This is a genomic window from Paenibacillus sp. AN1007 (assembly GCF_040702995.1).
GTDB lineage: Bacteria > Bacillota > Bacilli > Paenibacillales > Paenibacillaceae > Paenibacillus.
On the sequence record NZ_CP159992.1, the window covers coordinates 5,957,211 to 5,980,239 of the forward strand.

Annotated in this window: 15 protein-coding genes; 10 read left to right on the plus strand and 5 right to left on the minus strand. The window is 47.6% G+C overall.

Going from position 1 to position 23,029, the window contains the following annotated elements:
- Positions 1-48: 48 nt before the first annotated feature.
- Positions 49-1,206 carry a hypothetical protein gene (locus ABXS70_RS26780; protein ID WP_342553477.1) on the minus strand — a complete coding sequence of 386 codons (1,158 nt, stop codon included), beginning with the start codon at positions 1,204-1,206 and terminating at the stop codon, positions 49-51.
- Between the two features lie 572 nt (positions 1,207-1,778).
- Between ABXS70_RS26780 and ABXS70_RS26785 the strand changes: the two genes are divergently transcribed.
- The 3 genes from ABXS70_RS26785 to ABXS70_RS26795 all read left to right on the plus strand — a co-directional run bounded on the left by ABXS70_RS26785 (position 1,779) and on the right by ABXS70_RS26795 (position 5,221).
- Positions 1,779-3,902, plus strand: a complete 2,124-nt coding sequence (locus tag ABXS70_RS26785) for a TerD family protein (protein ID WP_342556482.1) — start codon at positions 1,779-1,781, stop codon at positions 3,900-3,902.
- Positions 3,903-4,217: 315 nt separating this feature from the next.
- Positions 4,218-5,039, plus strand: coding sequence for a hypothetical protein (locus ABXS70_RS26790; RefSeq protein ID WP_342553476.1), 822 nt, complete (start codon positions 4,218-4,220; stop codon positions 5,037-5,039).
- The gene (locus tag ABXS70_RS26795) at positions 5,036-5,221 is read left to right on the plus strand and encodes a hypothetical protein (protein WP_342553475.1); all 186 of its coding nucleotides are present in this window, start codon (positions 5,036-5,038) and stop codon (positions 5,219-5,221) included. The genes ABXS70_RS26790 and ABXS70_RS26795 overlap by 4 nt, the downstream gene beginning before the upstream one ends.
- A 518-nt stretch (positions 5,222-5,739) precedes the next feature.
- On the opposite strand, the gene ABXS70_RS26800 is transcribed toward ABXS70_RS26795, so the two are convergent.
- From ABXS70_RS26800 to ABXS70_RS26810, 3 genes are all read right to left on the minus strand, one after another.
- Positions 5,740-6,816: a hypothetical protein gene (locus ABXS70_RS26800; protein ID WP_366292213.1), complete on the minus strand. Its 1,077-nt coding sequence runs from the start codon at positions 6,814-6,816 to the stop codon at positions 5,740-5,742.
- Positions 6,817-7,408: 592 nt separating this feature from the next.
- Complete coding sequence (locus tag ABXS70_RS26805) at positions 7,409-9,370, minus strand: AraC family transcriptional regulator (RefSeq protein ID WP_366292216.1); 1,962 nt, start codon at positions 9,368-9,370, stop codon at positions 7,409-7,411.
- A gap of 49 nt (positions 9,371-9,419) precedes the next feature.
- A complete protein-coding gene (locus tag ABXS70_RS26810; protein WP_366292219.1) occupies positions 9,420-9,746 on the minus strand; it encodes a hypothetical protein in 327 nt (108 codons plus the stop codon).
- Positions 9,747-9,952: 206 nt separating this feature from the next.
- Here ABXS70_RS26810 and ABXS70_RS26815 point away from each other — a divergent pair, with 206 nt between their 5' ends.
- The 4 genes from ABXS70_RS26815 (at position 9,953) to ABXS70_RS26830 (ending at position 16,285) form a co-directional block, all read left to right on the plus strand.
- A complete protein-coding gene (locus ABXS70_RS26815; protein WP_342553472.1) occupies positions 9,953-12,424 on the plus strand; it encodes an S-layer homology domain-containing protein in 2,472 nt (823 codons plus the stop codon).
- A 191-nt stretch (positions 12,425-12,615) separates the two neighbouring features.
- Positions 12,616-13,233: a hypothetical protein gene (locus tag ABXS70_RS26820; RefSeq protein ID WP_366292222.1), complete on the plus strand. Its 618-nt coding sequence runs from the start codon at positions 12,616-12,618 to the stop codon at positions 13,231-13,233.
- Positions 13,234-13,450: 217 nt separating this feature from the next.
- Positions 13,451-15,076, plus strand: coding sequence for a rhamnogalacturonan lyase B N-terminal domain-containing protein (locus ABXS70_RS26825; protein ID WP_366292225.1), 1,626 nt, complete (start codon positions 13,451-13,453; stop codon positions 15,074-15,076).
- A 231-nt stretch (positions 15,077-15,307) separates the two neighbouring features.
- Positions 15,308-16,285: an SMI1/KNR4 family protein gene (locus ABXS70_RS26830; protein ID WP_342553469.1), complete on the plus strand. Its 978-nt coding sequence runs from the start codon at positions 15,308-15,310 to the stop codon at positions 16,283-16,285.
- Positions 16,286-16,465: 180 nt separating this feature from the next.
- On the opposite strand, the gene ABXS70_RS26835 is transcribed toward ABXS70_RS26830, so the two are convergent.
- The gene (locus ABXS70_RS26835) at positions 16,466-16,963 is read right to left on the minus strand and encodes a DinB family protein (RefSeq protein ID WP_366292229.1); all 498 of its coding nucleotides are present in this window, start codon (positions 16,961-16,963) and stop codon (positions 16,466-16,468) included.
- A 180-nt stretch (positions 16,964-17,143) separates the two neighbouring features.
- Between ABXS70_RS26835 and ABXS70_RS26840 the strand changes: the two genes are divergently transcribed.
- The 3 genes from ABXS70_RS26840 to ABXS70_RS26850 all read left to right on the plus strand — a co-directional run bounded on the left by ABXS70_RS26840 (position 17,144) and on the right by ABXS70_RS26850 (position 22,926).
- A complete protein-coding gene (locus ABXS70_RS26840; RefSeq protein WP_366292232.1) occupies positions 17,144-18,307 on the plus strand; it encodes a response regulator in 1,164 nt (387 codons plus the stop codon).
- Entirely contained in the window at positions 18,253-21,519 is a 3,267-nt protein-coding gene (locus ABXS70_RS26845) for an ATP-binding protein (RefSeq protein WP_366292235.1), read from the plus strand. The genes ABXS70_RS26840 and ABXS70_RS26845 overlap by 55 nt, the downstream gene beginning before the upstream one ends.
- A 90-nt stretch (positions 21,520-21,609) precedes the next feature.
- Complete coding sequence (locus ABXS70_RS26850; RefSeq protein WP_366292238.1) at positions 21,610-22,926, plus strand: ATP-binding protein; 1,317 nt, start codon at positions 21,610-21,612, stop codon at positions 22,924-22,926.
- The last annotated feature ends 103 nt before the right edge of the window (positions 22,927-23,029 follow it).

Genomic DNA, 23,029 nt, shown 5'->3' on the forward strand with positions numbered 1-23,029 from the left:
AGGCTTTTTCTTGTGCAGCGAACGTTTGGTAGGGGCTTTATTTTTGGATTACAGATACCACTGCTTGGCCTTCTGATTAAAGAATCGGGTAACTTCCGGGTAATGGGCAAGATCAATCTGGTGCTGCCTCATCATTCTCTGAAGGAAGATGGTGTCTGTGAACATGCTGCTAAGGATGAAACTGCATTCCTCCGGGATATCTTGGAAAGCCTCCACGAGTACCCGTATTTCTTCAAAATCAAAGAATAGTACGTACAAAGCGTAATTTTGAAGCAAAAGGGTAAAACAGTGGTCACGGTATGATACAGGTTTCTCTGAACAGTGCTCAGACGAAACACTGATCCTATGATCATAGGCATCCGCATCGCTGTTCGTATCTATGTCTGTATACATAGTCATACCCGCGAGCAGGTCTCTAATGATCTGGAACAGCGCAGCGGGATTATTCGCATACAGTTTAAGCATGCCATCAACGTCGTTGATAAGATGAATCGCTGGTTCCAAACCGCTCTCAAGGGGAAGGTGCAGCTTGTTCGATCGTCCCTCAAGGACGTGTAACAGCTCCAGGGTAAGATATTTGCAGGCCTGAATCTCTTCGGCGGAGATGACAATCTGTTCGCTGTATTTGTCTCGATGACTGATGTAATGATCATAATATGCGGTGAAGTAATCTTCCAGAGGAATCCCCGTCTTTGTATGAATCAAACGCTGCCCATGGAATGAGCAGGCATGTAACGTTTCATCATTAACCGGATGCGCATAGAGATAGAAGAAGAAGAGATATTCGTGCAGCTGCTGTTTTTGCCCATGATCTAACCGAGTTATGTCGCGCAGATGGGACAGCTGAAGGAAGCTGTATTTTTTCATGAGATCATTCATCGCACTGTAGGTATTGTATGTATTCATGGACAGCGTACTGTTTACGGTGAACAGCAGGTAATACAGAATCATCTCATCATACACATCAAGTGGATCAAACGTTTCGGACAGGACAGGCTTCCAATCGGGTACTGATCCATAGTACGGGTCTTCGGGGCGCAGCTCGGTGAGCCAGCCAGTAAAGCTTTCTTCTGGATGATCAGCAAAGAATAAGTCTGCACTGTCATCTTCATACAGCCCATATGCCATCATATTGCCATGTGTCGGCTCCAATGAAAGATTGAATCGGATGCGATAATAATCGTTATATATATTTTGTAGATTCATTTCAGGCAACCTCGTTTCTATGTATGTCGTGACTTTCTACAGCTCTGCCTCCATCTTCATTCTATTCTATCCTTCGGCTTTATTCGATACGTGTTTGAATACTCACTCTGTAGGCTCGAGCTATGCGGATTAGATCAATTTCCTCTACCCGGCTATCTTTTCTCCTGAAAATAATCCAAAAAAGCATAAAAAAATCATGTCGTAATACTTTCACCCTGCTCACGAAACCCAAATTCTGAGATGATGAGTTCACCAAAGGTTCGGGTTACGAACATCGGAACTTCGGGCCCTTGGCCTTCAGGCTATGGCGATCCTTCCTTCTACACATCATTGGAGATTCCAGGGTCGCCGCTCTCCTGAAGATTTCAATTCAGAGAGGAGGCGTCCAGGCTATCATATTCCTTCCTTCTCAAGCTAACCACCAAATGTTATATAGGGATATGGCTTTCCTGGACTCTTTGATCATGAACAATACAAATTACAATAACAATAATGAGAACAACGATAACTACAATACCGATGAGGGCAGCAGTACGAATATGAATGGCGGCATCAGTATAATGGAAACCAATATGAGAATGAACAGCATTTATGTGCGCAGAGCCGGCAAACTGATGATTCAACCGAGCGAACAGCGGCAGCATCGGCTTCCTAAAAAAGTTCTGGCGACAGTGCTCAAAAATATAGAGTCCCTCGGCTTCACCTTCTCGCTTGAACTGATGCAGGCGCTGCGAACGCTGACTCAGGAGCAGTTCGAAGTGCTGGTTCAACAGCTGATCAAAGATCTTAAAGTCATGGTTGGTGCCCATGTGCAGTACAAACCGATGTATAAAGGTTTCCCGGAACAAGTGATGGAAGAGGACGACGCAGAGCTGTATCTGAATGCGGTTCTTCATTATCTGACACATCTTACGCTGGATGATTTCGAGCCTTCGGCTGTGGCAGCGGGTGTGCGGTCTCCTTTGCTGGAGCAAACGAAGCTGAAAGTCATTGACCTCGGGAACAAGCAGGCATTCCTGAAGCTGATCCGTCAACTGATTGAAGCAAAGGGTTCTATCTCCGATACAGACAAAAAAGACATCAAACATGTACTCAAGCATGCAGACCCAAGTGATGTTGAGGCAATACTGCCTGCAGAGATTCCGTTCAAGGAAAATGTGGGCTATGTCGTTGCGGTGCTGCTGAAATATGAATTGGCAAGCATGGAACGCATCGGGTCTTATTTCAAAACGGCAAGCGATGTGCTCCGACTGGCAGTATCTTGGTCGGAGGGGGACGTCAGTTTGGCAGCAGCCTCACCTTTTCGTAAATTTAAACGTCGTGAGCGCCGCCTGCTCCTCAGCCTGCTGGAACAATGCGGCTCCATCACAGAGGATATGCTCCGCTACAAGAATCGCTGGATCAGGCTGGGTGAGATTCTGCACCCATCCGAATACAAGCATAGGTATCCGCGCTGCCAGGAGGCTTTTGATATACTGCGAAACAACAAGCCGTTCTCGACCTTCAACAGCAGTGTCGAGCTGGCTTTCCAGTATCGCAATATCTGGAGCTTGATTGATCTGCTGTCTCAGCGTCCGGGCGAATTTGCGCGAAAACTGGATCATATGCTGCGCATCACAGAGGATGAGGCGTATGTGCTGCTGGCTTTTGAAGAGGCAGCTGCAAAGGTATCGACGCCAGTGTTATTACAGGTGAGACAGCATTTTGCACAGCGAAATGAATCTCAGAATCTGCGTGTCTTTTTCCCTAAAGGCAATGTCGCCAAGGCTTTTGGCATTCCGAATGAGCTGCCGAAGCTTGATGAAACAGTCTGTCAGGAAGTGGTGCAGCTATGCGAGCAGGCTTTGATCACACGGTTTGCTGCATTTCCTTCACTGGGGAAGACGTATGTTGATGAACGACTGCAGCATTATTTGGTTCCTTTTTCCCAGCGATCTGCGAGCAAAGCTTTACGGACCATTGTGCGGGGAAGCCGCATCCCGATGGGAGAGGGCGATACGATACGCTTCTTCAGCTGGTGGAAGGAGGGCGAGGTGGACGGCACGCCTACGGGACGAGTGGATATTGACCTGTCGGCAGTCATGTATGACGAGAACTGGAATTACGTCGAACATATCTCGTATACGAATTTGCGGTCTGTCAGGTATAAGGCCGTCCACAGCGGGGATATTGTAACTGCGCCGTATGGAGCAAGTGAATTTATTGATCTGCATATGCCTTCCATTGTGAATTACGGCGGACGTTATGTGGTAACCACGCTGCACTCCTTCACCAGCCATCCGTACTGTAACTTGCCGGAATGTTTTGCGGGCTGGATGATGCGTAAAAAGCCCGGGTCGGGCGAAATTTATGAGCCTACCACGGTGGAGAACAAGATTGATATTACCGCCGATACTCAGATTGCGATTCCCGTTATTCTGGATCTGGTGGAGCGAACAATAATCTGGACCGATCTGGCGTTAAAGAGATACCCGGATTACAACAACAATGTGGAAGGGAATCAAAAGGGAATTGTGCTGATGGGGAAGGCCATGACCACATTGCGCAAACCCGATCTGTATAACTTGTTCCTGCTGCACGCCAAAGCGCGAGGTGAACTGGTGGATACAAAGGAGCAGGCCGATACCATCTATGCAGTTGATGAAGGGGTAACGCCTTATGATATAGAGCAGATTATGGCAGAGTATCTGGCTTGATCAGTAAGTATGACATGAATTGGAGCGAAGTCGTGGATACCAATTATGAATTAGTAATTGGTATAGAATAGTAATTTAACAATAAATAGTAAACATTAGGGGTTAGAAGTAGATAGATAGTAGATAGTAGAGTAGATAGTAAATAGTAAATAGCAGTTGTGGTGAGTGTCCAGCATGCGTTTAGAAATGTATAGGGATGAGAAGAAGCAGCCGCAAGGCTGCTTCTTTGACCTGTTTGACTGCCAGTTCCATTTTATAGTAACCTTGGCGTGACTCTAGGATTGTTGCTTTCTTTTTAAAAAGGAGTGATCTACATTGAACAAAAATACAAGTCAACGTGCAGGTATAGAACCAAGTATGGATGCAAGCATAGAAGTGAAAATAAACACCAGCGTCGACGTAAGTAGAAGCACAAGCATGGATTCGGTACTTAGTCAGTATGCATATAACGAGCAGTCATCCTCTCAAGAGCTGATTGAGTTCACATTGAAATCACTGCGGGACCTGCTTCCAGTGGCTGGGTTCAAGATTATCAAATCCCGTAAAGCCATCGAGATGAAAACGCGGGAATTTATCATATCCATCTATCTTCAGGCTAATAGACATAATAGGTCAGGAACGAGTATAGAAGTTATGGTGCATTGTAAGGTTACGCATACTAAGCGAAAGGCACATACGGGGCTGCCGGAAAGTTACTATCAGCATTCGGAGCTGAAGTGGTATGAACTATTTGGCAAGGACGCATTTAAGGAAAGCCTTATATCGATGACGGAATATATTATCCAGCATGAGATTCCACTCATTGAGCAGCTTTTATCGGATCCTCAGCGTGTGATAGAAGAACATCTGAGGTATGAAGAAGATGAGAAACATGAGGATCAAGAAAAACATGAGGACTATGAAAAGCATGCAGAGCTGCAGCAGAGGGTATTCAGCCCTTATTTTTACTATCGCTACGGTACAGAAGCCCAATTTGAGCAGGCGAGACAGCGATACGTTGGGAGTTTAAGCGAAGCGCAGAATAAGCAGTATGACGAGGCGGTTACCAAGTTTCAAGCCGATAGAAACAGTCCAATCAAGCGCGGAGGAGATTGGGCATATTTGACGGTGGCCAAGGCATCCGGGTATGAAATATGAATATTACCCCTGTTATTCTGATCGCTGCTGCCCTGTTCAGCTATATGTTTATCTACTTTATGTGCAAAGTCGTTAATCCGCAGGCATCAAAGAGGCATGTCGTATGGGCAGGAATTTGTTTTGCCATTCTGGTAGTGATGCTGTTCAGTATACTGCTCTTGCTTCTGCTTGTTGAGAGATGAAAAGGTCCATTTTCGCACCACGTGCAGCTAGCTCGCAGCATGCGGTGATCCGCTTCATGGGCAAGGATGGTCAGTATATTACAGACAGCGGCTAACGATTTCAGATGACGCTATTTGAGGCATTTTACCCTGTTTGAAAACGTAACGATTCTGAGAAACGTTATTTGCGCATTTTGGTTGTAAAATCTTCATTTGTGGTGCTTTTCGGCAGCAATAGCGTCGCTGGGGATCGTTATATTTCTAAACGTGAGAAAATCACCCAAATAAGGTTTCTAGAGATCGTTAGAAGATAGAGGGGCCCCCAGTCTACTAGCGTCCTCACATTCGTATGTTGAGTTCCATATAGATTACTGATCTCCATACACGTGGGTGAGCTGCGAGTAAAATCGGAGTTCACTCTAACTTGCCAGGCTGCAAACCAGGTTATATTGGATCGGTTTGCCGAGTTTCGAAGGTTTCAAAATCCAAACTACTGTGAAGCTGCGTGTCATATCATAGCTTGTACTTACCTTCCAAACTTACTGCTTCCACGCGTTCGCTTCACTGACCACTTCCGCTCCACCTGCGGACATGAACTCTTGTCTGAACTCATCGAATTCGCTGAGCGGCCGCTCGCCCGTAATAAATGCGATATAGGCTTTGTTTTTTAGCCGGATCAACGCGTCGCCATAGTTGGCTAGAGCGGGGGTAGCGACTTCCAGCGCGTTATATATGCCGTCCTGATCGAGGTGCAGCGCGGCTGCCCATTGCTCCCGTTCTCCTGTCTGTTTCAGTGGAACGGTCATTCCGATATTGGCACCAATCGTATTTTGATATCCGAACATGGCGTCATACGGGGGCATGACGATGACATTTCGGGGTTCGACAGGTGTCCAGACCCAGTGCTTGTTTTCCGCCCCGAAGGTCATGCTTGCCGCCTTGTCCGGATCCGGGTCTGCACTGACCTCGTCCAGAATGCGCAGCATCATCTCCAGCTTGCCGGGTTCTTTCACCGCATCGGCTCCGATCGCAGTGAAGCTCATTAACATATCGTTTCCTTTGGAGCCGCGCTGTCCGTGGGGGCCGACGAACGGTTCACCGAAAATAACCTGTGCCTCAGGAAACTTGGACTTTAATTCTTTGACGTTAAATGCTGCCTGAGAGGGGCTTTTCAATGCCTTACCTTCATGGTCGACACGCCAATCCTCATAATCGCCGTCCTGAATCCAGTGGTAGTAGTTACCCATCGAAGTCATCCCGATTTTACCGTTAATGAACGCATGGGATAGATGTTTATATCCGCCTTTATTCTCCCCTGTGACAAACTCTGGATCAATGACACCGTCCTTGTACCATTTCCGCAGGTAGGCCAGCGCCTCTTGCATCTCGGGTTCCAGCGCACCGATAACTTTCTTTCCGTCTTTTGTGCCGAAGTACAGCTGATCTGCAAAAACAATCTGACCAAAGGCTCCAAACACAACGTTCATGCCTTCACTGGACAAACCATACGTATCCTGAATGCCGTTGCCGTCGGGATCTTCAAAGGTAAATGCATAGATGACTTTCTCGAATTCTGCGAGCGTCTGTGGAACAGCCAAACCCAGCTTGTGCGCCAATCCTGCCTGAACACTACAGGTGTGCGATAGATGTTAGTCGGATTGATGACAGGTATGCCGTAATATTTACCGTCGATGACTCCTGCATTTTCATAGGCCGGAGCGTATTCATGGATAATGCGAATCAGATTTGGTGCATAGGTATGCAGTGTCTCTACCGGAATCTCCGCGAGTACTCCTTGCTGTTGGTACTTTAACAGATCCTGCGGCTGCCGGATTCGAAACAGGTCGGGTATGCTGCCTTGAGCCAGCTTCATGTCGAGGAGGGACTCGTATTTATTGTTTTCCATATTCCAAATGTCTAAATCTACACCAAACCGGTCCTCCACTACCTGCAGCATCTCGGCATCCTGGGGTACAGGCAAGTTCTGATGCATCGTCCATGAGATGTGATATTTGGCTTTGTCTTTTAGAGGGGAGAGCGTGCTGCCTTCTTGTGAATCAACCATAGCGCTGGGCCCTGTCAGCAAATTGCAGCCGCCAAGAATAACGCCCATCATGGTGAGCAGCGCTGTAGTCAGGAACATCTGATAGCGATAAGGTGTTTTCATTCTCGGTCCTCTCGTATTCATCCCGCTCATCCTCCTTACACTCATGATCCGGCCTCCGGCATCGCTGCCGAGGTGAGACTTCGTACATAACTCCCTGGTGTACATCCGTACATTTCCTTGAAACGTTTAATGAAATAAGCAGTTGTGCCGTAGCCAACCGAACTTGCGACCCGGTCAATGGTCATGTTGTTGTTTTCAATCAATACCTTGGCCTGTTCCATTCGTCGGGATGTGACATAATCGGTGTAGGTTACACCCATCTCTTCTTTAAAAAGCTTGCTCAAATATTTCGGACTTAGGAATACTTTGGTCCCAACAGCCTCAAGTGAGAGATCCTCGGAGAGGTTGGCTTCAATATACTGCTTCGCCAATTCAATGGTTGAGACAGCACGGTCACTATTGCGATTTTCGGTCTCTTCCATAAATGTGGTGATCGATGCTGTCAGCCAGCTGCGGTATGCGAGAATATTACGCAGACTCGTATACTCATGGTACAGATCGGGGTGCCCGAACTGCAGTGGGTGTTTATAACGTACATTCTTGGCTGCGTCCGAGTAGATGAACACCATGTTCGACAGAATAAAATGGCAATAATCAGCCGGATACTGTCCCTTTCGCATATGTTCAGCCACTTGTTCAATCGTGCCTGCAGCCTCATCCAGCTGCCTGCCCTGAAGCTTGTCTCGAAACTTGGCAAGCAGGGTCTGAGGAATTTCATCCAGACTGTGCTCACGCTGAAGCAGGGAATGATCCTTCAGAATGTGCAGTTCAGGCAAAAAATAAGCATATTTCATCAACGTATGTGCCTCATTGAAGCTCTGGTGGATGTCTCTCAAATCACTGACCCAGCATCCGGTAGACAGCTGAATGTCCGGCTGGAGCTGCTGCCGTGTCTCCGCAAGCAGCAGCTGGGCGAACTTGTCCAACAATGCCTCTGAAGCCACGTCGGTACAGAGAATGACAGCAAGTCTCTTATCCGGCAGCTCTTCTGCAATGAGACGGCTGTCCTGCAGGGACAAGCATTCAAGTCCATGCATCAGTCTGGCGATGGCTTCCGGCTGGTCTATAGAATCTGGTTCTACAGAGCTTGCTCCTGTATTCATCAGCATACAGCAGTATTCAGCATATGGCCTTGCGATACCAAGAGCGGCTCGTTCCTCTTTCCACGGTCGATGTTCCGGGTTACCCTGCAGCAGGTTAAGCACTGCTTTATGCCGGACAGCTGCGCTGTTCGCGATCATCGTTTCTTCAAGGCTGCTCACTTGTTCCTTAAGATGAAGAAATGCACTGTCGATCAGCCGGAACTCGTTAGTCATCTGGTTCGATGCCGTTCCAGTGAGATCCTTGATACGTCCTACCAGACGTTTGATCGGACTATAGTTCGCACGAACAAGTACGGCTGATAAAATCAGCCCGATCAACAGTGCGGCTAAACAGATTCCGAGAATAAGCTTCTGAATCATGATGGATTGTTCATAATAATAGCTGGACGGGGTTGCACTGTAGATCGTCCAGTGGGTTGATGGCAGCGTTTGATAGGATACAACGTATGGCGATTCTGCGATTGTTTCGTCAAAGCTGCCTTTTGCATCGCCTAGATTAAGGACTTTCTTCAGACTAGCTGCATACATGTCAGACTGTCCGGATTCCTGCTCTTGTGATTTGCTTACCGCAGCTCCGGCCGCGTTGACGATCACCGTATGCTGATATTGGGAAGGCATCATATTCTCAATGATGTGACTCACAGCCTCTTCTTTGACATCAATGGCGATGATGACGTCACTGGTTTCCCCTGTGGAACGAAAAGGATAACTGTGCGCATATGTAAACAATTCATTGGTATCCCCGGTCTGACTTGAGAAAATGTCCTTTGGAATAGGGCGTGCTGATGTCCAGAGACTGTTGTGCTTGCTGGTACGCATCTCTTGGAGCCAGTCTGTGTAATAAACAGATCCTTCACTCTGATCTGCCCCATAACGCAGGCCGTAGAGTGAAGAGAGCATAATGTTACGTGCGGGATAATAGAGATGAATCCCTTGAACAATGTCGGTATTAGCTGCGAGCTTTGGCTTTGAGCAGTTCCTGCAGGTCTACGACCTGATTAAGTCCATTTCGATCCTCCTGGTCCGCAAAGAGCCGGATGTTGGCTGATCTATCCAGAGACAGTTCAACATACATCTGCTGTACTCGCTTTAGTATAGTTTCTTCGATAGTCCGTGCTGTATTTTCAAGAATCAGCTGATTCTTATTCCTTAATTCTTCATTATAGCTGCGTGAGAAATAGATATAGAAAAAAGAGCAGATCAGCAGCACAATAACAATCACGATTGAACCATAGGAAAGGGCTAGTCCAGCCCATGCAGTGCTCCATTTTTTCATCAGGCATTCCTCCCGGCCCAAATTATACACTACCCGAATTCTGTAAGGTTCACGATTTATATTAACTTGATGTAAAATGTTGAAGATTTATGATATTGCGTCGAAATTGATACAATGACGAAATTGTTTTATTGCTGGTCTGACGGCCCGAATGCTACATTGAGACCGAACCGAGACCAACTATTAAACGATGGGAGTCGACAAGATTGAAAACAAAAATGGCTAACAACAAAAACAAAAAAAGATTGTTCACTGCTGCTCTAGGTTTGGTCGTTCTAACAAGTTCCATAGCTCCAGGTGCTGCATTTGCTGCACAGAATAATGATCCGGTAGCTTTACCGAAACAACCGGCCTGGGGTTACTTCGTGGATACGTACAAAAATAACAAGCCTGACAATATGACTGTAAATAATAATCCCGCAATTGGAACGTTATCCAAGTTCCTCGATCTATGGACACCAGGAAGTGCTTGGGATAATGGTACGAAGCTGAACAGTGCTGTACTGGACTACAACATTGATTATGTGGCACAGCGTGCCAAAACACGTTCCAAAGCAGACGAGGATGCTGCCTACTATACCGATCGTACGAATCAATCCTATGGCGCAGTAGAAGGTCTGGGGAAACTGGCTGGTGTGTATCGGGAGAAGTCAGGCACATTTACTTCTATTACAAGTATTCCGGCAGATGCAGCGACAACCAAGTATTCGGATAAAAATGATTCCAACAAAGCAGGGGATTCTAATTCGGAGCTTGGTAAAATGGTAGATCTGATCGGCAAAGTTCGCGGTGACTACGCTTCAACACAACAGGCAAAAATGTTCTATCAATATAAACGCCCGTTCCGCTGGCAGGGTGAATCCCTTATCGTGCCTTCACTCGCTGCCGTGAAGAGCAGCAAACCTGAAACGGATGGCGGTTTCCCGAGCGGTCACACGAATGCGTCCTACCTTGCAGCCATTGCTCTTGCTTACGCTGTACCTGAACGCTACCAGGAGCTTATGACGCGTGCTTCCGAGATGGGCGATGACCGAATCGTAGCCGGTATGCACTCCCCTCTGGATGTTATGGGCGGTCGTGTGCTTGCAACAGCATTTGCAGCATCTGCGCTGAATGATCCGGATAATAAAGAGCTGAAAGAGCAGGCATATGCTCAAGCACATGACATTCTTTTGAAAGAAACGGGTACAAGTAAGGATCGCTTCACAGATTATGCTCGCAACAAATCCGAGTACAGCGAGCGTTTGACTTACGGCTTCCCGCAGATCGGCTCCACAACCGAAGCGGTGCAGGTGCCTAAAGGTGCGGAAGTGCTTCTTGAAACAAGACAGCCTTACCTGAACGAGCAGCAGCGCCGTGCGGTACTGTCCACAACAGGGATTGCATCAGGCTATCCAGTGCTGGATGATCCGGAAGGCTGGGGACGCCTTAACCTGTTTGCGGCAGCAGATGGATACGGCGCGTTTAACACAGATGTAACGGTAGTCATGGATGCAGCTAAAGGTGGATTTAACGCCAAAGACGTATGGCGCAATGACATCTCTGGTACAGGCAAGCTGACCAAAGAGGGCAGCGGAGTGCTGCACCTGCAGGGTAACAATACGTATTCCGGCGGTACCGAAGTGAAAGCAGGTACGCTCGAAGGGGATGCAGCCAATGCATTCGGTGCCGGTTCGGTTGTGAATAACGGTGGTACGGTTGCAGAGAATGTAGAGGGTAAATGGAATATCCAGGGTGATTTCACACAGGCATCCGGCGGTACGCTGGAACTGAACGTGAGCAGTGCGAGTGATGTATTGGATGTAAAAGGTGCCGTGAATGCCAACGGTAAGCTGCAGGTCAATTTTGACAACAACTACGTACCTGCACAAGCAAATCTCACATTGATCAGCTTCGGTGCGAACAAACTGAATGGTAAATTTGCATCGGTGGAAGTGAAGGGTCTGCCAAGCCAGTATACAACCGAGGTTGTATATCAAAATGATCGGATTGCCCTTGCTGTTAAAGATACTGCGAATCCGGGTGCAGTAACGACGAATCCGTTCAAATCGGATATCGTCAGCCAGGATAACGTTCAGAAAAACGTAAATGCAGTAATTGAAGCGACGAAGAATGAACAACTGGCGATGAGTGATATCTCCACACACTGGGCCAAGAAAAACATTAATGCTGCACTGAAACTGCGCGTCGTCAACGGATATGAGAACGGCACATTTAAGCCGAATGCATCCGTTACTCGTGCTGAATTCACGGCAATGATTGCTCGTGCACTTGGCCTTGGTGAAAATAAAGCGGCAAACAGCTTCAAAGATACAAAAACAAGCTGGGCAGCGGGTTACATCGGTACCTTGGCGGATAAAGGCGTAATTGGTGGATACGCAGACGGTTCCTTTAAGCCGAATGGAGCGATTAGTCGTGCCGAGATGGTGACCATCATGGCTCGTGTACTGGACTTGAACACACTCGCAACAGGAACCAAGAACAGCTTCAGTGATGTGAAATCCGGATACTGGGCGGCTGAAGCAATCGAGCTGGCATCCTCCGCGAAACTGGTGAATGGATTGACTGATTCCGAGTTCGCGCCTAACGGCAAATCGACTCGCGCTGAGGCGGTAACCATCATCGTCCGTGCACTGGAAAGTGACAGCACAATCAAATCATGGATTGCAGGACTGTAATTGTAATCTAGTCCAACAGATCATCTAATCATTTGACCATCAGATCAAAACGGCCGAGGCGGTTCGAATATCGAACCGCTTTGGTCATTTTAATTTTGGCTTAGGAATGTACTGTAGACTATAAGCTCATCTATGGATGTGGTAAAATGTGGTTTATAATTTATGTGAATTACATAAAAGGCGGGGAGAATATGAGTCGAGTGAATAATAGCGGATTTTACAAAATAAAGTTTTGGATCACACCGGAAGAACTGGATGAAATCTTCGAGCTTTTCAATCATCAGGGGGCCTTATTTGTTTCTACCAATCATGCCCAGACCCCGTATGACAAGCAGCAGGTGCTTCAAGCGTATCATCGGTTCTATGGTTACTATGCTGCTGCTGAGAAAGCGGCGGACTATTTTCCACACTTTGTATACTCCATCGTGCTTACGTTGGATCAGGATACAGCAGGTTTTTTCGTCAGAAATGAAGGGATCAGTTTCCCGTATCATGAACAGTGGGCTGTGGATGAGCTGCCCTGCATCATGATTTCGCTCCCCAAAGACATTCGGATTCAGGCAGAAGGTGCCGAAGGAGCAGATTACACCTATGAGGATATCCGGGAACATCGGCCGCTGGCATACCAATTGTACGAAGAACTGGTGAGCGAGATCAAAACGAGAACAAAACTGCTGCGGTTTTTGGTTCCCGAATCAGGTGCATTGTCCTTACAAAAGCCTTCGGTGCGTATTAGCAGGAAGGCTGCTGAACATATCAGCAGTGGCTGGACTTTTGACAAGTATAAGCTAGTGATGCACACCAAGTAACAGGTCGCATCTCCCCAATAAGAAAGTGCAGCATGACAATATCGCTGTAAAAATATGTAATATAATGGTATTATATAGATGTGATTGTAAGAGGTTTAGATTAGAAATATAAATGGGAAGAAGGTGGGATACAAGTTGAAAACAATGTAGAAAGTTTGCGTATACGACAAAATGTAAGCGCTTTACAAAATGAATAAATCTCAGGAGGGATATTCACATGACTTACCGTTTGGCTAGAAAGGGATGGAGCGTGCTGCTGCTCATCGTTATGTTTGCCTCCGTTTTCGCTTTTCCTGCCTCTACAAGCCATGCAGCGACTATCCATGTCTCTGATAATGGTTCCAGAATCGAAGTAAACACCGGATCGGGACTTGTATATATCGTAAATAAAACGAATGGAGATATTATCTCGGCCAAGATGAATGGAACCGAGCTGAACAGCAGCAGAGGGTCACATATTGGTTCGGGATTAGGGTCTTCTGCCAACGTAACGTGGAATAAATCACCTTCCGGCTCAACGGTGCTGATCACCGTCTCCACCAACACGCTGACTCATTATTACGCTTCGCGCGGCGGTGAGAACATCATTTATATGGCTACCCACATTACGGCACAGCCGTCCATCGGAGAGCTTCGTTATATTTTCCGCGGCAACGGAAGTGTGCTGACAGGGGTTCCCGTTCAATCAAACAACCGGGGGAATACCGGAGCGATTGAAAGTCAGGATGTGTTCGGGTTTGCGAATGGCCAGACAGCCTCCAAATATTACGGCAATGATCAGGCAAAAGACCTGTCTGTCAGAGGGGTGACCGGCAGCGGGGTCGGGGTATATATGGCCTATGGCAATCGGGAGAAAAGTTCAGGCGGTCCCTTCTTCCGTGATATTCAGTTCCAGAGCGGCTCTGAAACCGAAGTCTACAACTACATGAATTCGGGACATGCACAGACTGAGGACTGGCGCCTCGGCCTGCATGGTCCGTATGCGCTTATCTTTACAACGGGAGGTACACCTGCAGTTCCTGATTTCAGCTGGATGTCGGGGTTGAATCTGCAAGGGTGGGTCACCAGCCGGGGCAATGTGGTGTTAAACGGGCTTTCGGACATGGAGTCAGGTTATGCCTACACCATCGGATTTGCGAACAGCAGCGCCCAGTACTGGGTAAATGCTTCTGGCAGCGGGGCTGCTGCCAAGTACGGTATGATCCCGGGGACATATACCATGACCGTATATAAAGGTGAACTTGCAGTATACACGGAAAATGTAACTGTTAATGCAGGACAAACAACAACCGTAAATACCCGCACCATTACGAATGATCCAGGCAAAGCCCCCAGCATCTGGCGGATCGGGAACTGGGACGGGACACCACGAGAGTTCCTGAATGGACAAACGATACCCATTCGTCATCCTTCGGACAGCCGCAATCCAAGCTGGGGACCGGTAAATTATACGCCAGGCAGTGCAGTGAACCGTTTTCCTGCCATTCAGTTCCGTGGGCAGAACTCACCTACCACCGTAAATTTCAACTTGAATGCAGCACAGGCATCTTCCTCGCATGTATTCAATATTGGTATTACGGCGGCATACAATAATGGCAGACCAAGTGTAACCATCAACGGGCAGACATTAAGTAATCCAGCTCCTTCGTCACAGCCGAAAACACGCAGCTTCACCATTGGCACGTACCGGGGCAATAACACGACCTTTAGCTGGAACATTCCTGCATCTTACTTTGTTCAAGGCGCCAATACAATTACCATTACACCAATCAGCGGCTCTAGTGATCTAGGGAACTGGTTAAGTGCAGGCTGGGTCTATGATTGTGTGGAACTGCTGCATTAACTTAAAAATCATTAATCAATCCAGCCCGGCGGAATGAAGTATATCAGGTCGGGCTGTTTTTGGTATGGTTTCAGATGAATGTCAGTGTAATTCGGTTGTTCCGTATGTAAAGCTGACAAGGTAGAAAGCCATGATGGTTCTGGTAGGTACCTTCTAAGCTGGAGAAGCAGTTCCGTATAGTGGTATAATTTTCAATACATAATGATGAGATGAAGGAACGGAGGCACGATAATGAGCGAAGAGTTGTTGGAACAGTTGGAAACTTGGCATGAGGAAGACGAATACGAGAAGATTGTGGATGCGGTGCAGGAGATTCCTGTAGAAGAGAGAGACTATGAACTGGTAAATCATCTGGGGCGTGCACTGAACAATCTGGAACGATATGAAGAAGCAGTAGAACAATTTCTGACCGTATCCGAAGAGGGAGCAGATGACCCGCTTTGGCAGTATAGGATTGGACTAGCGTATTACTATCTGGAACAGTATGACAAGGCTGAGCAGGCATTCGAGCGTTCGGATGAGCTGGAGCCAGGGGATGAAGATACACTGGAGTTTCTGGATTGGATTCGAACAAGGGACGAACATGAAGATGATGAGGACATGGCTGATGAAGGGAGCGATGAAGTACAGGAGGGTGGTGAGCTGGGACAGGAAACATCTGAAAAGGCTCCTGCAGCGATCTCAGCCGCACCTGTCGTTCTTGGTGATCCTGTACCAGCATCCGGCGAATTCTGGAATGACAGTGAACTGGCTCTGGAGCGATATGTATCTGATCCGCCAAGCGACGGTTTGATTGAATCGGTAGAGGAACAGCTCGTATTCCGTTTACCTGCCTCCTATATTGAGATGATGAAGAAACACAACGGCGGCATTCCATATAACCGCTTCTTCCCTGTGACGAATGAAGAATCAGGTGAAACGGGATATGTGGAGATTGAAGGGATATTGGGGATTGGTCGTGATAAAAGCAGCTCCCTATGCGGCGCAGAGGGCAGCTGGGCAGTGATCGAACGTGATGGTTATCCTGAAATTGGCGTGGTCATTGCCAAAGCGCCTTCCGAAGCGGGGGTTGTCATGCTGGACTACCGTTCCTTTGGTAATGATGGCGAGCCTGAGGTGGTCTATGTAACAAAGGATCAGCGAACGATTACACCCCTTGCACCGAACTTCGAAGCTTTTATTCAGGGGTTAATGCGTCCGGAAGTTTGAGATAGAAATGGCATGATCAGAATAAAGAATATAAACCAAAGAGAAGCTGCAGGATGAGGTCCCCCTCTGCGGCTTCTCTTTTTTCAGATATACAGCATATCCGTGGCATAATTCGAATCATTCTGTTCATTTAAACCATCTTCCGTCTCTGACGGAATGGAGCTGCCCATCCCTCAGTTTTTAAGCAGGGAATCCACCACCAGGAGGCGGCCATGCACCATAGAAACGGCGAAGCAGAACAATCTCGCCCAGATGGTATGAGTTGTGTGAAGCAATATTGCGCAGCAATCCGCCTTTGGTTTCTCCTGGAAAATAGAGCAGTGGATCGTTCAGCTGTGCAGTTTCTGCAATGGATACGGCTTGGTCGATTCCGCTTAGAAATGCTTGAATGTCCTCCTGCCAAGTTTTTTCATCCTGTGGACCTTTCTCTACAGGCCAGCTCTCGCTTACATCTGCCGGCATCTGCGGTTTACGTCCCTGGATATGCTCCAGCATGAACTGCTGCCAGTAGTGCATATGTTTCACCAGTTGATAAATCGTGTAAGGCATAGCCTCATGTGTGCGTCCCGCGAGATCCAGATCAATATCGGGCAGTGCCTTGGCGATGCGAATATGCCCGCGTTCTCCTACTAAGGATCTGACAAGAGCTTGTCCAAAACTTTGATTTACATCTGACATGTGTAATCTTCCTCTCTATACAAACAGGTCTATAAGAACAGGTCTCTCCCTGTTATTATATATATTATACAATTAAATTGCGGAAAATTAAAAAGTGGGAACAGAAACCAAATTTGCTGTATGCTTATGATATAATAGTGGAAATAAAATCGAGATCTCTGGGTCAAGGAGGAAGCTCCTGTGAAGGTCATATTGGTTGATGATGAACGTCTCGCGTTGATTGGACTGCAAAAGTTGCTAGAGAAAGAAGTAAGTGACATTCAGATTACGGCTGCCTATATGAATCCGATAGAAGTAATGCCTGGAGTCCTGCTGCATCGACCGGATGTCGTTTTTCTGGATATTCATATGCCAGAGATTGATGGAATCGAGTTGGGACGGCAGATTCAGGCTGCTGTACCCGGCACAGAGATTATTTTTGTCACCAGCTATGATCAGCATGCCGTCCATGCTTTTGAACTTCAAGCACTGGATTATGTGATGAAACCTGTGAAGAAGGAACGTCTGAAGCAGGCATTAAATCGTGTACAGGAGAGGCTTGCCGTTAGACGTGAGCAGCAAACAATCCCGAAGGAACCTCCCTTAATCTGCTGTTTTAATCAGATCCGGTTTAAACTCCCGGGTAAAAAGCCGCAGGTTGCCAAGTGGCGTACCAGCAAAGCTCAGGAATTGTTTGCGTACCTGCTGCATCACCGCAACCAGACCATTCATCGCAGTGTACTGCTGGAGCTGCTGTGGCCCGAATTGGAAGATGACAAAATTGTGCATCAACTGTATACCACCATGTATCATATCCGCCAAACACTGAAAGCATGCGGGATGAACATGATCAAGATTCAGAGCGGGCATCTGGAGGCTGGATACCGATTGGAGCTTGGTGAGGCCAGGTTGGACTGTGCGCAGTGGGAGCAGAATATCCGGCAGTGGAAGACGGTAACTCCTGATTGTGTTCAGGAATATGAGCGTGTCCTCCATCAATATGAGGGTACATATCTGGGACAATATGAGTACATGTGGGCCGAACCTGAACGCGAAAGACTCCGTTATTTGTGGCTGTTCCACATGAAGCAGCTGAATTTGTACTATCAGAAACAAGGCTTGGACGAGAACGTAATTGAGAACACACGGCGTATGCAGCAGATCCTTCCGGATGAAGAGGAAAGTTACGTTATCCTGATGAAGATGTATGCGGAGATGAATCATGATCTGGGTGTGGAAGAACAGTATCGCCTCTTAACCGCCAGAATGGAGCAGGAATTGGATATTTCGATAAGTGAAGAAGCACGTGAATGGTACACGAACTGGAAATCTGGGTTGACCAGATCAAGGCTCCGTCACCGATGAACCTACAATATAATCAACCTTTGAAGCGTTACCGGTATGTTCTGATCATGCTGGTCATCTTTGGTGTGCTGCTGGGCATGCGTTTGTCTTGGTTTTCTATGTTCCCTACTCTGGAAGGGCACCGTCCTGTGAATGGAGTGCTTGATTTGCGCGGGGTTAATCTGAACCAATCGCCAGTGATGAATCTGAACGGAGAATGGGAACTTTATTCGAGTGAGCTGCTTACGCATCAGGATTTTTTGAATAAAGCAAAAGAGCCCGCGGCTTCGATCGTTCAGGTTCCCGGAGACTGGAGAACTGCCGCCAGCATGGATCAGGACAGTTCATTTGGATATGCTACCTACCGATTGCGCATTTTGACGGATCCCCTTCAGACACCTGTCACCTTCTGGTTCAAAGACATCCGCAGTTCATCCGATGTTGAGATCAATGGGGAGAACGTGGGTGGTATGGGGCAGACAGCAGACCATGAAGATAACTATGTGCCTAGAAGCACTTCTTTTACAGCTGCCTACGATGGGGAAGGTACAACTTCCATTGAACTGCTTATTCGTACATCCAATTATGACAGCCCTTATAAGGGAGGAATCAGCAAACCTGTTCAGTTTGGTTCGCAGGCCGCTGTTGACTACGTACGCTGGTATTCGATCGGTTTTCAACTGGCTATCTTTCTTGTGCTGATGCTGCACGGGATGTATGCCTGTATTTTGTATGCGTTCAATCCGCAGGAGCGAACCCTGCTGGTTGCAGCGATCCTTACGCTGTCCGTTGGCATCACAGTCATGGCTGGTCACGATAACATTTTAATGTTATGGCTTCCGATTAACTATACATGGGGAGTCAAGCTTCGGCTGATCTGTCTGATGCTGCAGAATGCTTGTATCCTGCTGCTGTTTCAGAGGTTGGCCCTAGTTCGTATTCGTAAAAAATGGCTCCAAATCTACACAGGCACAGCCTTGATCTATATTGCTGTCATTCTGGTTGTACCGATTAGCATGGTGTATATGCTGAATCAGTACTATCTCCTCAACCTGTTCTTTCTGATCTCAGGGATCTGGTTTCTATCCATTGTCGGTGCAATGATCTTTAGAACATCACCAGACCGGGATACGGTCTTCCTGCTTCTGACCGCCGGGGGGATTATATCAAATCTGTTATGGAGTGCAGCAGACACTTTTGGGGACGGGACGACCGTATATTATCCGCTCGATATCGTGTTTGCCATTACAGGCTTCTCCGCTTATTGGTTCAAGAAATATTTCAGAAATGCTCGTGAGAATATGGAACTGAACAAGGAACTGGAGAAGGGGGACAAGATCAAAGATCAGTTTCTGGCGAATACGTCGCATGAGCTGCGGACACCACTGCACGGAATCATCAATATAGCTCATAATGTCATTACCCGGGAAAAGAGCAAGCTTGATGCACGCAGTGTGGAGGATATGGAGCTGCTGATTACGATTGGGCGGCGAATGTCTCATCTGCTTGGAGACCTGCTGGATGTTGTTCGCCTTAAGGAGCACCGCATTACACTGCAGCCTTCTCCGCTATCAGTTCAATCACTCGTTCCTGGCATCATGACGATGCTTGGTTACATGGTCGAACGGACATCGGTTCAGCTGCAGATGGACATTGAGGAAGACTTTCCTCAGGTATTGGCGGATGAGAAGCGGCTTGTACAGATTATGTACAACCTGCTGCACAATGCGCTTAAACACACGGAGGAAGGTACGATTACGGTAAGTGCCGAGATGGGTGATAGCTGTGTTCTGATTCATGTTGCCGATACAGGCACAGGTATGGACGAGGCGGCCCAAGGGCGAATCTTTCTGCCATATGAGCAGGGATTTTACGATGAACGGGATGGGCAGGGCATCGGGCTTGGATTGAGTATCTGCAAACAGCTCGTCGAGCTGCACGGCGGAACACTGTCTGTACGTTCTGTACCTGGGGAAGGTTCGGTGTTTAGCTTTAATTTGCCGCTGGCCCCGTCAACTATGCAAACAGAGCCGCAGTCACAGTCACCGTTGGAACCACAGCATCCTGCTGCGTGGGAGCAGGATGCCGCGATGCTGGAGGGAGCACTGAATGGCTTTTTGCTGCAGCATGCCGTCACGAAAAATGCGGAATCGGCTGCGGCCGAAGAAATGCCTCCGCTTTTAACCGAAGGAAAGTCATACATACTTGCTGTTGATGATGATCCGGTGAACCTGGAAGTGCTGGTCAGCAGCCTCTCCAATGAGCCCTGCCTGATCACAACTGCTCGTTCAGGGCAGGAAGCATTAAAGTTGTTAAATACACGGCAGTGGGATTTACTAATTACGGATGTAATGATGCCCAATATGTCCGGATATGAATTGACCCGGAAGGTACGTGAACAATTTTCCATGTCGGAGCTTCCGGTGCTGCTGCTGACGGCCCGAAGTCAGCCGCCGGATATCTATACCGGATTTGCATCCGGGGCTAATGATTATATCACCAAGCCAGTAGATGCTGTCGAGCTTAAGTACCGGATACGTGCATTAACGATGCTGAACCAGTCTATCAAGGAGCGCCTGCGAATGGAAGCTGCATACCTGCAGGCACAGATTCAGCCGCATTTCTTGTTTAATACGCTGAATTCACTGATGGTTCTTAGCGATATCGATGCGGAACATATGCGCAAGCTGGGCGAAGCCTTCTCCTCTTATCTTCGGATCAGTTTTAACTATCTTAATACGAGGGAAGTTGTAGATTTATCCCATGAGCTGGAACTCGTTGAAGCGTACCTGTTTATTGAAAAGACACGTTTCGAAGATCGGCTTTCCGTTGTTTTGGACATCGATCCTGATCTCAAGCTGCGTCTGCCACCACTGTCGATTCAACCTTTGGTTGAGAATGCGGTGCGACACGGTTTGCTCAGCCGCAATGCGGGCGGAACGATATGTTTGACTATTAGTAAGCGTGAGGGCTGCACCCGGGTTGAGGTCAAGGATAATGGCAAAGGCATGGGGCCTGACCAGGTCGCCGCCTTGCAGCAGTCTTCCTGGAACAGCAAAGCCGGGATTGGAATTGCAAACACCAACCGCAGATTACTCCAACGGTACGGCCGTGGATTGACGATCGTCAGTCAGCTGGGCGAGGGCACTATGGTATCTTTCGAGATTCCAGATCGTGCAGACGATCAGGAGGACAGGAGAAGTGCATCATCTCCAAATTTTAATGATTTCTAATGTTTCTAGCGTATGTTAGTATATTTTACATTAGAAGCGCAGGCTCTGGCAGCCTGTGCTTCTAAACGCTGCTATAGTAGGTGGAACGAGATGCGCAATTGGGTCAAAAACGAGAACGTACAGATGATAGCCGTTGCCCTGGCTACAGCGGCAGGTGCACAGTTCAAAATTAATCCCTTTCGGGAGGATGATTTCCGAATTGGTCTGGGGGTCAGCATTCTTCTATTTCTGCTGATGATTATGCCGCATTTACCCTACGTGAAAACAGGGATTCTGACCGGGCTGGCAAGTATTACTCTCCAATCCGCTGATCTGATTCATCATGTTCACACCTTATCGGTATGGGACAGCATGCGGGATAACCTGGGGGCAGGTTTGTATTATGTGGTCTTTGCGTATGGGCTGAGCAAGATTAAATATCGTTTTCATGAAATTCCTCCGCTCCTGCTCGGAGGGATGATAACGGGGATTGATTTTTCTTCCAACTTCGTGGAGTTATTCGTGCGGGGCGTGCTGAGCGGGACCAATATTTTTTATATGCGTGAATGGCTGTATCTGCTTATTGTGGGCGGTCTGCGAAGTTACTTTGTGATTGGACTGTATAACAGTTTTGCAGTCAGACAGATCAGGCTTCTGCATGCAGAACAGGAGAAGCGGATGGAACAGATGTTAAGTGTGAATTCAGGACTTTATGGCGAGGTCTTTTATCTGAAAAAAGCGATGAATACAATTGAGGGCATTACGGCAAACAGCTATGAGCTGTATCGTGATCTGCGAGATCGGGATATGAACGAATACAGCCAGCGAACGCTGGGGATTGCGCAGCAGATTCATGAGGTGAAGAAGGATTCACAGCGTATTCTGGCAGGACTGCTGAAGCTTTATGACAATGAGAACACCGTTAATATGAGTCTTTCGGAAGTGGTACATTTTGCGGGGAAGGCCAATCGGAAATACAGTGAGATGCTGCACAAACAGATCAAAATCGAGATTGAGCAGCAGTATGAAGGAGAATCACCTTACTATATTCCACTGCTCACGGTCATGAATAACCTGCTTGCGAATGCAGTCGAGGCCATTGAGCGTGAAGGTACGATTCAAGTAAGAGTATTTGAACAGGAGAACGATATTCACTTTGTGGTGATCGATTCGGGAAAAGGGGTACCTGACGCGAAGCGCGGGGTTATTTTTGAACCCGGTTATACGACCAAGTTCAATGAAGTTGGCATAGCCGCCACAGGTATCGGGCTGTCACATGTACGTGATATCGTGCAGTCACTAGAAGGACAGATTCTGGTGAAGTCCGCTCCATTAGGGCATGGGACTGCATTCAGTGTCATAATTCCCAGAGCCAGTCTAATGAAGGAACCGGGTGTCGAAAGCACTCTTGACCACGATCGTGGATGATCAAGTGCTGAGCCGCGGCATGGTCCATGACATCATCGATATGTGCGGAAACGGTACAAAGACTTAGAGCTTGCAGGCATGACTGAGGGTGGTCTGGAGGGCA